At 57.4% G+C, this 12,713-nt stretch carries 12 protein-coding genes; 7 read left to right on the top strand and 5 right to left on the bottom strand.

The features are described 5' to 3' along the window. The first annotated feature begins 2 nt into the window (after positions 1-2). Complete coding sequence (locus tag CR254_RS07530) at positions 3-584, top strand: retropepsin-like aspartic protease family protein (RefSeq protein ID WP_097929232.1); 582 nt, start codon at positions 3-5, stop codon at positions 582-584. Here the strand turns inward: CR254_RS07530 and CR254_RS07525 are convergent, their stop codons facing one another. Then, positions 585-1,043: a DNA polymerase III subunit chi gene (locus tag CR254_RS07525; RefSeq protein WP_097929231.1), complete on the bottom strand. Its 459-nt coding sequence runs from the start codon at positions 1,041-1,043 to the stop codon at positions 585-587. Further along, on the bottom strand, positions 1,044-2,540 hold the full coding sequence (locus CR254_RS07520; protein WP_097929230.1) for a leucyl aminopeptidase: 1,497 nt from the start codon (positions 2,538-2,540) through the stop codon (positions 1,044-1,046). Positions 2,541-2,713: 173 nt separating this feature from the next. Between CR254_RS07520 and lptF the strand changes: the two genes are divergently transcribed. Genes lptF through rsmA form a run of 6 tightly spaced genes read left to right on the top strand, consistent with a single transcriptional unit; the run spans position 2,714 to position 10,042 of the window. Further along, positions 2,714-3,829, top strand: coding sequence for an LPS export ABC transporter permease LptF (gene lptF / locus CR254_RS07515; protein ID WP_180955930.1), 1,116 nt, complete (start codon positions 2,714-2,716; stop codon positions 3,827-3,829). Next, on the top strand, positions 3,826-4,932 hold the full coding sequence (lptG, locus tag CR254_RS07510; RefSeq protein WP_097929228.1) for an LPS export ABC transporter permease LptG: 1,107 nt from the start codon (positions 3,826-3,828) through the stop codon (positions 4,930-4,932). Before lptF ends, lptG begins: the two co-directional genes overlap by 4 nt. 34 nt (positions 4,933-4,966) lie before the next feature. Then, positions 4,967-7,039, top strand: a complete 2,073-nt coding sequence (locus CR254_RS07505; RefSeq protein WP_180955929.1) for an LPS-assembly protein LptD — start codon at positions 4,967-4,969, stop codon at positions 7,037-7,039. A gap of 14 nt (positions 7,040-7,053) precedes the next feature. After that, complete coding sequence (locus CR254_RS07500; RefSeq protein WP_097929226.1) at positions 7,054-8,256, top strand: peptidylprolyl isomerase; 1,203 nt, start codon at positions 7,054-7,056, stop codon at positions 8,254-8,256. Next, a complete protein-coding gene (pdxA, locus tag CR254_RS07495; RefSeq protein ID WP_097929225.1) occupies positions 8,256-9,209 on the top strand; it encodes a 4-hydroxythreonine-4-phosphate dehydrogenase PdxA in 954 nt (317 codons plus the stop codon). Before CR254_RS07500 ends, pdxA begins: the two co-directional genes overlap by 1 nt. Continuing rightward, on the top strand, positions 9,206-10,042 hold the full coding sequence (rsmA, locus tag CR254_RS07490; RefSeq protein ID WP_097929224.1) for a 16S rRNA (adenine(1518)-N(6)/adenine(1519)-N(6))-dimethyltransferase RsmA: 837 nt from the start codon (positions 9,206-9,208) through the stop codon (positions 10,040-10,042). Before pdxA ends, rsmA begins: the two co-directional genes overlap by 4 nt. On the opposite strand, the gene CR254_RS07485 is transcribed toward rsmA, so the two are convergent. From CR254_RS07485 to prfA, 3 genes are all read right to left on the bottom strand, one after another. After that, complete coding sequence (locus CR254_RS07485) at positions 10,039-10,593, bottom strand: DUF4167 domain-containing protein (RefSeq protein WP_281252979.1); 555 nt, start codon at positions 10,591-10,593, stop codon at positions 10,039-10,041. The genes rsmA and CR254_RS07485 overlap by 4 nt on opposite strands. Positions 10,594-10,824: 231 nt before the next feature. Further along, positions 10,825-11,667 carry a peptide chain release factor N(5)-glutamine methyltransferase gene (gene prmC / locus CR254_RS07480; RefSeq protein ID WP_097929222.1) on the bottom strand — a complete coding sequence of 281 codons (843 nt, stop codon included), beginning with the start codon at positions 11,665-11,667 and terminating at the stop codon, positions 10,825-10,827. After that, complete coding sequence (prfA, locus tag CR254_RS07475; RefSeq protein ID WP_097929221.1) at positions 11,627-12,688, bottom strand: peptide chain release factor 1; 1,062 nt, start codon at positions 12,686-12,688, stop codon at positions 11,627-11,629. The genes prmC and prfA overlap by 41 nt, the downstream gene beginning before the upstream one ends. Positions 12,689-12,713 lie beyond the last annotated feature (25 nt).

Genomic DNA, 12,713 nt, shown 5'->3' with positions numbered 1-12,713 from the left:
GGGTGAGCTCGGATAGTGCGTTCCAACTGCTATATCTAGGTATTTTACTGCTGGCGATCGGCGGGTCTGTGCTGACCCTATATCGTGGGCAATTTCGCCGAATGGTCGTGCAATTCCTGATCTGGGTGGCAATCTGTGCCGCGCTGGTCATCGGATATGACAACAAGCACTTGTTCGAGGGCATTCTTTATGAAGGCCCGCAAAGCACTGATAACGCCGGAAATGTCACCCTGTTGCGCAATGAAAGCGGCTATTTCGAGGTGCGCGCACTGGTCAATGAAACGCCTGTGACCTTTATCGTCGATACCGGTGCCAGCCTGATCGTGTTGAGCCGTGCGGACGCGACCCGCGTGGGCTTTGATCTGGATGGGTTGAACTTTACCGGCATCGCCAGCACCGCGAATGGTGAGGTGCGGTTCGCCAATGTCCTGCTCGACAGTTTCACAATTGGTAAGGCCGTGGATACCCGCGTACCGGCCAGCGTGAATGATGGCGATCTGGATACATCGCTGCTGGGCTTGGCCTATCTGAACCGGTTCAGCCGCATTGTGATCGACGATGACCGGATGATACTGGAGCGGTGATTAACCGCTGCGGGCCTTTTCAACCCAGCGGCCATCATCCTCGGACCAGAAAACGGCTGTATGGGATGTTTGCGTGACCAAGCGCCAATCCGCCCGCGCATCCTGCGTTGCCGCATCATCATTACCGTCAAAGATCAGCGCAACGCGGTCAAAGCTGTCCAGCTCCGCCACCTTCAGACGGGCACCATCGACCAATAGCAATGTCTTGGCTCCGTTCGGAATGTCCGTCGCTGTTGTCAGTAAAATAGGCTGGATCGCCTCGTGATCGTCGCCCGCCTGCCCATGGGGCAGAAAGGCGTCGTCACGATAGGTCCACAGATGGGCGTCGAGCGCATTCAGGCGGGCGTCGGCGGTGCCGCGTATTGCGACCCGCCCACCCCGACCAACAGTGCGCTCGGCGAAAGTGGTGACGGTCGCCTCTAGCGTGGCGCCGTCCAACCTGTAGAACAGGATATCCACTTACTTAACTGGTGCCGCGGCTGCGGGCTTTGGCTCATATTCATTGCGCACCAACCGGTCCAGCGACCGCACACCCCAACCTGTTGCACCGGCTGGTGCAAATGTCGTGCTGGTCTTGGTCGAGGCCGTACCCGCAATATCGAGGTGAATCCACGGCACGTCGTCCTTAACAAACCGCTTGAGGAACTGCGCCGCTGTGATCGAGCCGCCATCACGCCCACCGCCAACATTGCGAATATCCGCAACGCGCGATTTCAGCTTTTTGTCATAGGCCGCGCCCATTGGCATCTGCCATGCGCCCTCATCCTCATCCCGTGCAGCCTTGAGGAAGCGGCTTGCAAACTCATCATCATTCGTGAAAACACCAGCGTTTTCATGGCCCAATGCGATGATGATGGCGCCGGTTAACGTGGCAAGGTCGATCATCGCGGATGGCTTGAACCGCTCCTGCGCGTACCACAGCACGTCGGCCAGAACCAAACGGCCCTCGGCGTCGGTGTTGATAACCTCAACCGTGTCACCCTTCATGGATTTCACAACGTCACCGGGGCGCTGCGCGCGGGCGGAGGGCATGTTCTCAACCAAGCCGACAATGCCCACGACGTTCGCCTTAGCGCCACGCAGGGCCAAGGCACGCATGGTGCCCGCGACGGTGCCGGCACCGCCCATATCCATGGTCATATCCTCCATGCCGCCCGCAGGCTTCAGGCTGATACCACCGGTGTCAAAGGTCACGCCCTTACCGATCAGCGCCAGAGGCTGCTCATCACCGCCCCCGCGCCAATTCATCACAACCACCTTGGATGGCATATCGGACCCCATGCCAACGGCCAGCAAGGTGCGCATGCCGAGCTTTTCCAGCTCTTCCTCCTCAAGGATCTCAACCTCCATACCCAGCTCACCCATGGCAGCCAGACGGGCGGCGAAATCATCGGTGGTCAGCACATTTGCAGGCTCGTTCACCAGATCGCGGGTGAAAAAGACGCCCTCAACGACGGCGGCCATGTCCTTTGCCTCGGCCGAGATTTCCTCCGGCTTGGTCACGACAAAGGAGACGACGATCGGCTCCGGCTGATCTGCGGTTTTATGCGGGGTGAAGGAATATGCGCTGAGTGCGAGGCCGTAGCTGATCTCGGCCGATTTGGAATGTGAAGCCAACAGGACGTGCAATTCGCCCAAGCCACGTTGCGCATTCAGTGCAGCACCGGCCTGACGGGCCAGTGTGGGTGTGCTGCGGCGGTCAAATTTCAGCACAATCACAGCCTCAGCCGCCATACCCGATGGCATTTGCAGGCTGATTGCCGCACCAACCGCCATTTTTTCCCAGCGCTCGCTCTCAGCCAACCGAACCAAGGCGCCGCGTGTCAGGCGATTGACGCGACGTGCCAGCTTATCCATCTGCCCGTCCGGTCCCAGGATCACGGCAACCCGCCCCTGCAACGTTGCGATTGCTTCGATGTCAGGCTCGGTAAAGCGAATGTTGAGCGGCGCAGTCATGGCAATTCCTTCGTTAAATCCAATGTACCAGCCGTAGCAGGACGGTCCGGCAAAGGGCAAGGTCGTGACCCCAATCCGTGGTAATGGCATGGCACCTATGCTTGACCCGCACGGCTTGCTTGCCTAGTCAGACGGAACGCAGACGTAAACGGCCGGATGGGATCACATCGCAGATGCGCCAGATCGACAGATATGTTCTGGGCCAACTGCTCGGACCGATGGGTTTTTTCGCCCTGATCTTTACCGGTGTGATCTGGCTAACGCAAAGCCTGCGCATTGTGGATACGGTCGTTAATAACAATCAATCCGCCACGGTTTTTCTGGAGCTGTCCGCCCTGCTGCTGCCCGGCGTGATGATGCTGGTTGTGCCGATTGCCGCCCTATCCGCGACGCTGTTTACCATCAACCGGCTATATAGCGAATCCGAGCTGACAGTACTGATGGCCGCAGGGCAAAGTCGGGTTTCACTGCTGCGGCCTGCGGTTTTCCTGGGCGTGATTGCGGCGGTTCTAACAACTGTGCTGACGATCTATCTGGCGCCACGCGCCGCGACCGAGCTAAGCGATCGCACAACGGAGCTGCGGGCAGAGTTTGCTAATTCGCTGCTGCGCGAGGGGCGCTTTAACCACCCAATCCCCGGCGTGACCGTCTATCTGCGCCAAGCAAATGCGGAGGGTGAGATGCTGGGTATCTTCATCCACGATGCCCGCAGCGGTTCCCAATCCGTGACCTATACGGCAACGCAGGCGCAATTGGTTAAATCGGACGGTCGCCTGCAAATGGTGATGTTTGATGGCGCTGCCCAACAATTCGAAGATGCCGGTAACGCGCTGAGCATTCTGGATTTTGACCGCCTCGCCTATGATCTGGGCCCGCTGGTGGCCGAGGATGTGACCCGTACCCGCAAACCCGCTGAATACGGAATTGGTGAGCTGCTGAACCCGCCGGATGCGCTGTGGAACGGTGATGTGGATGTGCGCAACCGCTTGGTGGCCGAGGGGCATGATAAGCTGTCCTCGCCGCTATACGCCTTGGCCTTTCCGATGCTGGCGCTTGCTGCCATCGTTGGCGGCAGCTTCCGGCGCGGTGGTGTGGGTATACGTGTTGCTGTGGCTGTAGGCATCGCGGTTCTGGTGCGGTCAATCGGGATCGCGACCCAATCTGCGGTGCAGGATAATATCACGCTGTGGCCCGCGCTATATGTCGTGCCCATTCTGGTAATGCTGGGCTCCTATGTTTATCTGGCGCGGCGCAATAGGCCGCAACGCAACAGGCAGGTGGCAGGATGATCGGCGCACTGAACCTCTATATCCTGCGCAGGCATCTGGCAGGGCTGATAATGGCGCTCGGTGCGGCGTTGATCCTCGTGCTTGTCGGGGATTTGGTGGAGCTATCGGGTGAGCGTCTGGCCGTTGGTGCAGACCCTGCCCCGATCCTGACCATGGCGATGCTGCATGCGCCCTCTATTCTATCGGAAACGCTGCCCTTTATCGTGCTGCTGGGTTCGTTGGCTGCATTCCTGCGCTTGGCCCGCTCATCGGAGCTGGTGGTGATCCGCGCTGCGGGACTGTCGGTTTGGCGTATCCTGAGGATGCCGGTTCTATGCGCTATCGTGCTGGGCGCGCTAACCTTTTCCGTCTGGAACCCTATCGCGGCGACTTCTCTTGCACGGTATGAGGTTCTGGACAGTCGCCATTTTGATGGGCGTGAAAGCCTGCTTTCCCTGTCGGCTGAGGGGCTGTGGCTGCGCCAATCCAGTCCTGAGGGGCAGACGGTTATCAACGCCACCCGCGCCTCGGCTAATGGTGAGGAGCTGATCGGCGTCTCGATCTTTGAGTTCGACGTTGATGGTGTGCTGGATCGGCGGATGTCTGCGCGCAGTGCGACCCTGTCCCCCGGTGCATGGCAGGTTCAACGCGCCCGCATCTGGGATATCGACGGTGAGGGCGCCTTTGCCATGGTCCGTGGCCGTGATGTTGATGCGATTGAGGTGCCGACGGACCTGACCTCCAGCCGTATTCTGGAAAGCTTCGCCGACCCGCAAGCGTTGAGCTTTTGGGACCTTAGCGATTTCATCGATACCCTTGATGCATCAGGATTTTCATCGGTACGCCACCGGCTGTACATGCAGACCGAACTGGCGCGACCGCTGATGTTTGCCGCGATGGTACTGATTGCCGCCGGATTCTCAATGCGCCATGTGCGCTTTGGCTCGGTTGGTGTGCGGGTTTTGCTGTGCGTCATCGTCGGATTTGGCATTTTCTTCCTGTCAGACTTTACCCAAGCCCTTGGCGCGGCCGGTACTATTCCGGTATTCGTTGCTGCATGGGTGCCGCCTGTTGCTGCACTGTTGCTCGCGACGAGCCTTCTGCTACACCTTGAGGATGGATAGACTGCCCCGACTCTTTTGTACCCTCGCGGTCGCTATGGCGATCGCCGTGCCGTCCTTTGCGCAGCAGAACGATCGAGTCGCATTGGTGGCAGATCGCATTAGCGTGGACGCGGAAACTGGAGCCCTGATTGCGGAGGGGAACGTTACGATTATTCGTGGCGAAACCACTCTGCAAACCGACCGCCTGATCTATAACGAGACTGACGGAACGGTCAGTGTACCCGCCGCGATGACGATCCAGCAGGGTGACGCGCTGGTCCTATACGCCGATTTCGCTGAGCTAGATTCCGGTTTGCAGGCAGGTGTGATCGCCGGTGCCCGCGCTTTGATCGACAATCAGCTACAGGTCGCAGCGACCACTGCGCAGCAGGTCGATGGGCGCTTCACGGTTATGAACCAGATTGTCGCGTCTAGCTGCACCATTTGCGAGGAAAACCCCGTCCCGATCTGGTCCATTCGGGCCGAACGTGTGGTGCGCGATTCGACGGAGCTGGAATTCCACTATGAAAACGCGGTGTTCGAACTGTTCGGCGTACCGGTTCTATACCTTCCCTATTTCCGGCACCCTGATCCCTCGGTTGATCGGGCCAGCGGTTTTCTAAGCCCTGAATTCAACAGCTCGGATATTTACGGGTTCGGGTTCAAACTGCCCTATCATATCGTCATTGATGATAGCAGCGACGCAACGCTTACCCCCTTCACTACTGCTGAGGAAGGCGTGCTGCTTGAGGCTGAATACCGCCGCGTCTTTGATCGGGGTGAGCTGGAGCTGAGCGGCGTCAGCAAACTGCAATCCGACGATGTTGGCGACATGCGCGGATATCTCAGCGCGGTTGGGCATTACGAGCTGGGCTTCGATGTGGTTGGCCGCATTGATATGACGCTGCTTTCAGACGATGCGTTTTTGACGGCCTTTGGCTATTCTGATGATGACCGGATTACATCCGAATTATCACTCGAGAAATTCGAGCAGAACAGCTTCTGGACCGTATCGACCGTTTATTTCGACAGCCTGCGCACCACGGAATCGCAGGATACCGTGCCTATGATTTTGCCCGAGGCGGAATATCGCCAATCCTTTGATCTGGGCACTGCGCGGGCCGAGGTAAACGCCGATATCCTGTCCTATACACGCACGAGAGGCCGCGACCTGTCCCGCGCAACCGTTGGTGCGGGCTTGGATCAAAGCTATGTGACGGAACCGGGTCTGGTGCTGCGCGGTTTTGCCGATGTGTCGGGTGACATCTATTCGGTGCGCAATGACGCGACATTGGGCGACGTGGATGAAACGCGCCTACGCTCAACTGTTGGTATGGAATTTCGCATGCCCTTTGTTCGTCGAACAGCCGAGTTGACGCAGATTGTCGAGCCGATTTTGCAGCTGGTTCATGGTGAGCAAAGCGGCAACATCAACGACATTCCAAACGAGGATAGCGTTCTGGTCGAGTTTGACGAGACCAGCCTGTTCTCCACAAACCGCTTCCCCGGCACCGATCGGTACGAGACGGGAACCTATGCCAATGTCGGCTTGCGGTATGAGAGCATTACCCCCAGCGGTAGAAACCTGACCGGTACTGTCGGTCGTGTGTTTCGTGATAAGCCACTGGCCAGTTTTGCCAACAGTACAGGTCTGGACGGTCTGAACTCTGATTACGTGGTCGCGTTTGGCTATGACGCGACGGACACTATTTCATTTTCGGGCAGCGCGCTGGCGGATGATGATTTTGAGCTTAGTCGGACCGAGCTTCAATTCGACTATACCGGTGCGGATGTTTCGTTCAGCTCCACCTATGTCTATCTGCGGGCGGATGCGACATCCGTGGTTGATCGGGCAGAGCTGGTGATGGATATGGAATACCAGATCGACGACAATTGGTCGGGCGAACTAGGCTTTCGCCGTGATCTAGAAAATGACGCCTTTATTTCTGCCGATGCAGGATTAACCTGGGGTAATGAATGCGCAACATTCGAGTTTTCAGTGTCGCGCCGCTTTACCACTTCCAATAACGTGGAACCATCGACCGAGTTTGGCCTGACCATGCGTCTTGCCGGCCTTGGCACGCAGGGCGACGCGGCTGAACGCCGCCGCCGGTCCTGCGGAATCTGAGTTGGAGACTTAACGTGACCCGATTTCTGAGCCTTTTGGCCGCAGTCATTGTGACCGCCGCCCCCGTTAACGCGCAAAGCACGCCATTCGCACCTGCGATCATCGTGAACGAGGATATGATCACCTATTATGATCTGGCACAGCGCCGTGCGCTATACCGTGCCTATGGCCTGGATGGGGATCTGCTGGATGATCGCGTTGTCGAGGATCTGACCGAGGAAGCCCTGATGCGTCAGGAGGCAGACCGGTTGGGTATTGATATCGGCAATGCACAAATCAGCGCCGCGTTTGAGAGCTATACCGCAGCCCGCGATGCAAGCCCTGAGGGTTTTACCGCCGCATTGCGCCGCGGCGGCATCGATGTTGATACTGTGATGCAGCAAATCGACGCGCAACTTGGCTGGCAGCAGGCAATGCAGGCTCGCTTCCGCAGCCGCGCAATTCCCGATCAAACCGATCTGGAGGAGGCTGTTCTGCTGAACGCCACCGGCACAACGCGTGAGGTTCTGCTCGCAGAGATCGCAATTCCATTTGCCGAGCGCGGCGAGGCTCGCACCAGAGAGCTAATCGTTGAACTGGCCGCCGAACTGCAAGCTGGTGGTGACTTCGCCGCCGCCGCCCGCCAGTACAGCCGCACCCCAACCCGCAGTAACGGAGGGGAAATTGGCTGGATTGCAGTGACCGATCTGCCGCCAGCAATGCGCGCGGAGGTTGATCTGATTGATATTGGTGGTGTCAGTCGCCCCATCCCGATCACACGCGGCGTATCACTGCTCGCCGTAAATGGTGAGCGCCAGATCGCTGCGCAGGATAATGATACCGTTACACTTACATATGCCCGCGCGACCTTCCCTCTATCACTGGGTGAGGAGGCTGCACGGACTGCCGCACTGGCCGCTCGCCGTGAAATTCAGACTTGCAGTGATGTCGAGGCTGGCTCCTTTGGCGAGGGTAGTGGCACAGTTGGTCCCGTTACATTGGCGGGTATTTCGCCGGCGCTGTTTTCCGTGATCGCGACAGCCCAAACTGGATCGGTCAGTCAGCCTATTCGGACCGGCGATAGCCTCTCGATCATTGTGATCTGTTCGCGGAATGTCGAGCTTGACGAGGAGACGCGTCGCGTTGTTCAAGATCAGATTTTCGCAAACCGGATTGGTGCCTATGCCGATGGTTACATGCAGGAATTGCTGCGCGACGCCATTGTTGAGACTCGCTAATGTTGGCCCTGACACTCGGCGATCCTGCGGGGGTCGGGCCTGAACTTGCCGCCGCAGCGTGGAGGCGTAAGACACATCGCTTCCTCGCAATTGGCAGCGCGGATATTTTGCGGCGCTTCGATGTTCCAGCTGTGGCCGTGGCATCCGTGCGGGATGCGCAGGGAAACATTGATGCCCTGCCCGTCCTCAACATACCGACATCTGCTGAGGTGAATTTCGGAACGCCCGATCCACGAAACGCATCGGGCGTTATCGAGGCTATCACACAGGGCGCCCGCCTCGCCCAAAGCGGTCAAGTCAGCGCGCTGGTCACCGCGCCAATTAGCAAGAAAATCCTGAAGGATGGTGGTGGCTTCGCACATCCTGGGCATACTGAATTCCTCGCCCATCTATCTGGCGCGCCACGTCCCGTTATGATGTTGGCGGGACCGGATCTGCGCGTTGTTCCGGTCACAATCCACATCCCGCTTGCCGATGTGCCGCAGGCGCTAACCGCTGAATTGCTTGAGGAAACTATCCGCGTCACCGATGCAGGATTACGGCGTGACCTTGGAATTACCTCACCTCGCATCGCAATTGCGGGCTTAAACCCCCATGCGGGTGAGGGTGGCGTGATGGGACGGCAAGAGATTGAATTGCTGATGCCCGTTCTGACAAAATTGCGGGCGCAAGGGTTCAACCTGACTGATCCAATGCCAGCGGACACGATGTTTCATGCGGCTGCCCGTCAGAACTATGATGTTGCTATTTGCATGTATCACGATCAAGCGCTGATCCCGTTGAAAACACTCAGTTTTGACGACGGCGTCAACGTCACTCTCGGCTTGCCCTTCATTCGCACGTCGCCCGATCACGGCACTGCATTCGATATTGCGGGCAAGAACATTGCCCGTCCAGACAGCCTGTTCGCCGCGATGGACATGGCCACCCTTATGGCGGAGCGCCGCAAATGAACTTAGACACCCTGCCCCCGCTGCGTGATGTAATTCACAATCACGACCTGCATGCGAAAAAAGCACTCGGCCAGAACTTCCTTCTGGATTTGAACCTAACGGGAAAAATTGCGCGCCAGGCTGGCGATTTGAGCCAATGCGACGTGTTGGAAATTGGACCTGGTCCGGGCGGCCTAACTCGTGCGTTACTGGTTGAGGGTGCGCGCAAAGTTGTAGCGATCGAGCGCGACCCACGCTGTCTGCCCGCACTAGCAGAAATATCAGCCGCCGCGCCCGGTCGATTAACAGTAATTGACGGCGATGCACTGGCCATCAATCCGGCGGAGCATTTAACCGCACCGATCCGTATTGTTGCAAACCTGCCCTATAATGTCGGCACGGAATTGCTGGTAAGATGGTTAACACCGCAACAGTGGCCGCCGTTCTGGCAGAGCCTGACCTTGATGTTTCAAAAGGAAGTGGCGGAGCGGATTACAGCGAAACCCGGCTCAAAGGCCTATGGCCGTCTCGCCATTCTGGCGCAGTGGCGTTGTGATACGCGAATTGTGATGCATCTGCCGCCACAGGCATTTACGCCGGCCCCAAAAGTCAGCTCGGCAGTTGTTCACCTGACCCGCTTGGATGAACCGCGCTATCCCGCGGATGGTCGTGTGTTGAATGACATCGTTGCGCGTGCATTTAATCAGCGACGCAAAATGTTGCGCGCCAGTCTGCGTAGCCTACGGCCCGATATCGAAGATTTGCTGAACTCTGTCGGCATTTCCCCCACCCAACGGGCGGAGGAAATTAGTCTTGAACAGTTTTGCGCCTTGGCACGTGCGGTGAAGCCTTAAGCTTCTGCCGCTGGTGCGGGGGCTTCTGCCTGCTGTGCGTCATCACCACCATTGCTGCGGTTTGATCGGCGCGAACGTGTCCGGCGCGGCTTTGGTGTTTCCTGCTCAGGTGTCTCAACCAAATTTGGTTGTTCATCAGCAGGTTGCGCAGGCTCTGGCTGTGCGGCAGCTGCTTCAGCCTCGCTCGCCTCGGCGGCGGCACGTTCTGCTGCGGCGCGCTCGGCTTGTTCAGCCTCACGTTGCGCGCGTTCTGCCTGTTCGGCTTCACGCTTGGCATTTTGTGCATCGATTTGGCGCTGCGCATCGGCCATCAGGCGCGCATAATGCTCCGAGTGTTGCAGGAAATTTTCCGCATTCACCCGGTCACCAGATAGCTGTGCATCACGTGCAAGCGCCTGATATTTCTCAACTATCTGCGAGGGCGTACCGCGCACTTTCCCCTCGGGGCCTGAGCTGTCGAACACACGGTTCGTCACGTTGCCCATATTTTTGTTATTATTGTTGTTATTTCTGTTGTTCTTACGCGAACGGTTTTTATTCGGTTGTCTCATCTTGTCCGATTTCTGCCGCATGAGGCCAAGCCTATCGCGGTCTTTCTGATGCCTCAGTCCAGGCAACTTGCCTGTCTTGCATAAGCGGATAACGCTGATCGAAGCTCCGTTCCACACATCGCAGGAAATACACTCACCGCGATGGAACTCCTCTTATTATCGAAACTTTCTTGGGTAATACAAGTGCAAAGCCGTCAATTGCGTTGATATTCTAGATTTAATTGCCGGCAGTTAGGTGACGGAAAGAACGCGAGGCTTTCCATTCAGGTCGTTCAAAACCTCGACCCTGTTTGGGGTGAACAATCCAGCAGCGCTATCACCTTGATCATACCCGATCTCAAACAGCGCGCGCCCGTGTGGGGCCAAAAACTGCCGAAAATCGCGGGCCAGAATACGATAGGCATCCAAGCCATCCCCGCCCGGGGATAACGCTAAATGTGGTTCATACTCAGTTACTTCCGGCTCAAGTCCCTTCATCGCCTCCGCTGTAATATAGGGCGGGTTAGACACGATTAGATCGAAAGTTCCGGTAACATCTGTGAACCAGTCAGACCGGATAGCCTGCCAACGATTTGGCGCATGTGACGCCAGATTTTCACGCGCTACGGAAAGCGCTGCATCTGAAATATCCGTTGCCACCCCCGTTGCCTGTGGCCACTCGGCCAACAGAGTAGCCAATATTGCGCCGCTACCTGTGCCTAAATCTAAAATTCGCGTTGGGATTGACCCGCAGAGCGCAGCCTCGATCAATGTCTCAGTGTCTGGCCGCGGATCCAATACATCCTGAGTGACAACAAAACGTCTCCCCCAAAATTCACGCCAGCCTAAGATATGTGAGACAGGCCGCCGCTTCTCACGCTGCGCAATATCGGCCTCGAACAGCTCCGCCACAACTGGCGCAATCTCATCTCGCATCATCGCGGCCAGAGTTCCGGTGACATGTCGCGACAGTAATCGGCGTGCGTCACCTGCTGGATCAGGCACACCAGCCGCATTCAAACGTGCGGCACCAGCACGTAAAATCGTTGCAATATCAGGCACGTTCGGCCATCGCGGCCAGGCGCTCCGCCTCATCCGCTGCGGTTAGCGCATCAATAACTTCTGTCAGATCGCCCTGCATAATTTGATCCAACTTATACAGCGTCAGGTTAATGCGGTGATCCGTCAGGCGACCCTGCGGGAAATTATACGTCCGAATCCGTTCCGAACGATCACCCGATCCCACCTGCCCGCGCCGATCAGCCGCGCGTTCAGCATCCGCGGCGGCGCGCTGCATGTCATATAGGCGCGTCCGCAACACCTGCATCGCCTTTGCGCGGTTGGCATGTTGAGATTTTTCTGAACTCGTCACCACAATCCCGCTGGGAATATGCGTGATCCGAACGGCACTATCCGTGGTGTTAACGTGCTGCCCACCGGCACCACTCGCACGCATCGTATCAATACGTATATCCTCGTTCCGGATTTCAACATCAACCTCTTCCGCCTCTGGCAGAACGGCAACTGTCGCAGCCGAGGTATGAATACGTCCGCCGCTTTCGGTGCTTGGTACACGTTGAACACGATGCACGCCGCTTTCGAATTTCAAACGAGCAAAGACGTTGGCGCCGTTAATATTTGCGACAATCTCCTTAAAGCCACCCAACTCGGTTGATGCTTCCTCAACGACCTCAACGCGCCAGCCGTTTTCCTCGCAAAACCGTTGGTACATGCGAAACAGGTCGGCTGCGAACAGCGCCGCCTCGTCGCCACCAGTACCGGCCCGAATTTCTAGAATCGCAGGCCGTGCATCCGCCGCGTCCTTGGGTAACAAAGCGCGTTGTAATGCGGCCTCAACCTCGGGCAGCGAACCGCGCAGTTCGTATAATTCCTCATCCGCCATTGCGCGCATTTCCGGATCGGCGCGCATTTCCTCCGCACCGGAAATATCGTTTAGCAATGTGCGATAGGACCGCGCCTGCTCAACCACTGGACGCAGCTCGGCATATTCCTGAGCGGTCGCGACCATGTCAGCGCCGCTCAAACCTGTCGCCATCTTCGCTTCGAGGTAATCAAAGCGGCCCAGAATATCGTCGATTTTATCTGAAGGTATCATTGCTTGATCTGTCCCCAGCGAGGTC

The organism is Pontivivens marinum, assembly GCF_900231835.1.
GTDB lineage: Bacteria > Pseudomonadota > Alphaproteobacteria > Rhodobacterales > Rhodobacteraceae > Pontivivens > Pontivivens marinum.
Note: the sequence above shows the minus strand (reverse complement) of the source record. Positions and strands in the feature narration are given on the sequence as shown.

Coding starts and splice junctions, on each gene's coding strand:
- CR254_RS07520 (WP_097929230.1), bottom strand. CDS start 2,540: ATGACTGCGCCGCTCAACATTCGCTTTACCGAGCCTGACATCGAAGCA.
- lptF (WP_180955930.1), top strand. CDS start 2,714: ATGCGCCAGATCGACAGATATGTTCTGGGCCAACTGCTCGGACCGATG.
- lptG (WP_097929228.1), top strand. CDS start 3,826: ATGATCGGCGCACTGAACCTCTATATCCTGCGCAGGCATCTGGCAGGG.
- CR254_RS07505 (WP_180955929.1), top strand. CDS start 4,967: ATGGCGATCGCCGTGCCGTCCTTTGCGCAGCAGAACGATCGAGTCGCA.
- pdxA (WP_097929225.1), top strand. CDS start 8,256: ATGTTGGCCCTGACACTCGGCGATCCTGCGGGGGTCGGGCCTGAACTT.
- rsmA (WP_097929224.1), top strand. CDS start 9,206: ATGAACTTAGACACCCTGCCCCCGCTGCGTGATGTAATTCACAATCAC.
- CR254_RS07485 (WP_281252979.1), bottom strand. CDS start 10,593: ATGAGACAACCGAATAAAAACCGTTCGCGTAAGAACAACAGAAATAAC.
- prmC (WP_097929222.1), bottom strand. CDS start 11,667: ATGAGGCGGAGCGCCTGGCCGCGATGGCCGAACGTGCCTGATATTGCA.
- prfA (WP_097929221.1), bottom strand. CDS start 12,688: ATGATACCTTCAGATAAAATCGACGATATTCTGGGCCGCTTTGATTAC.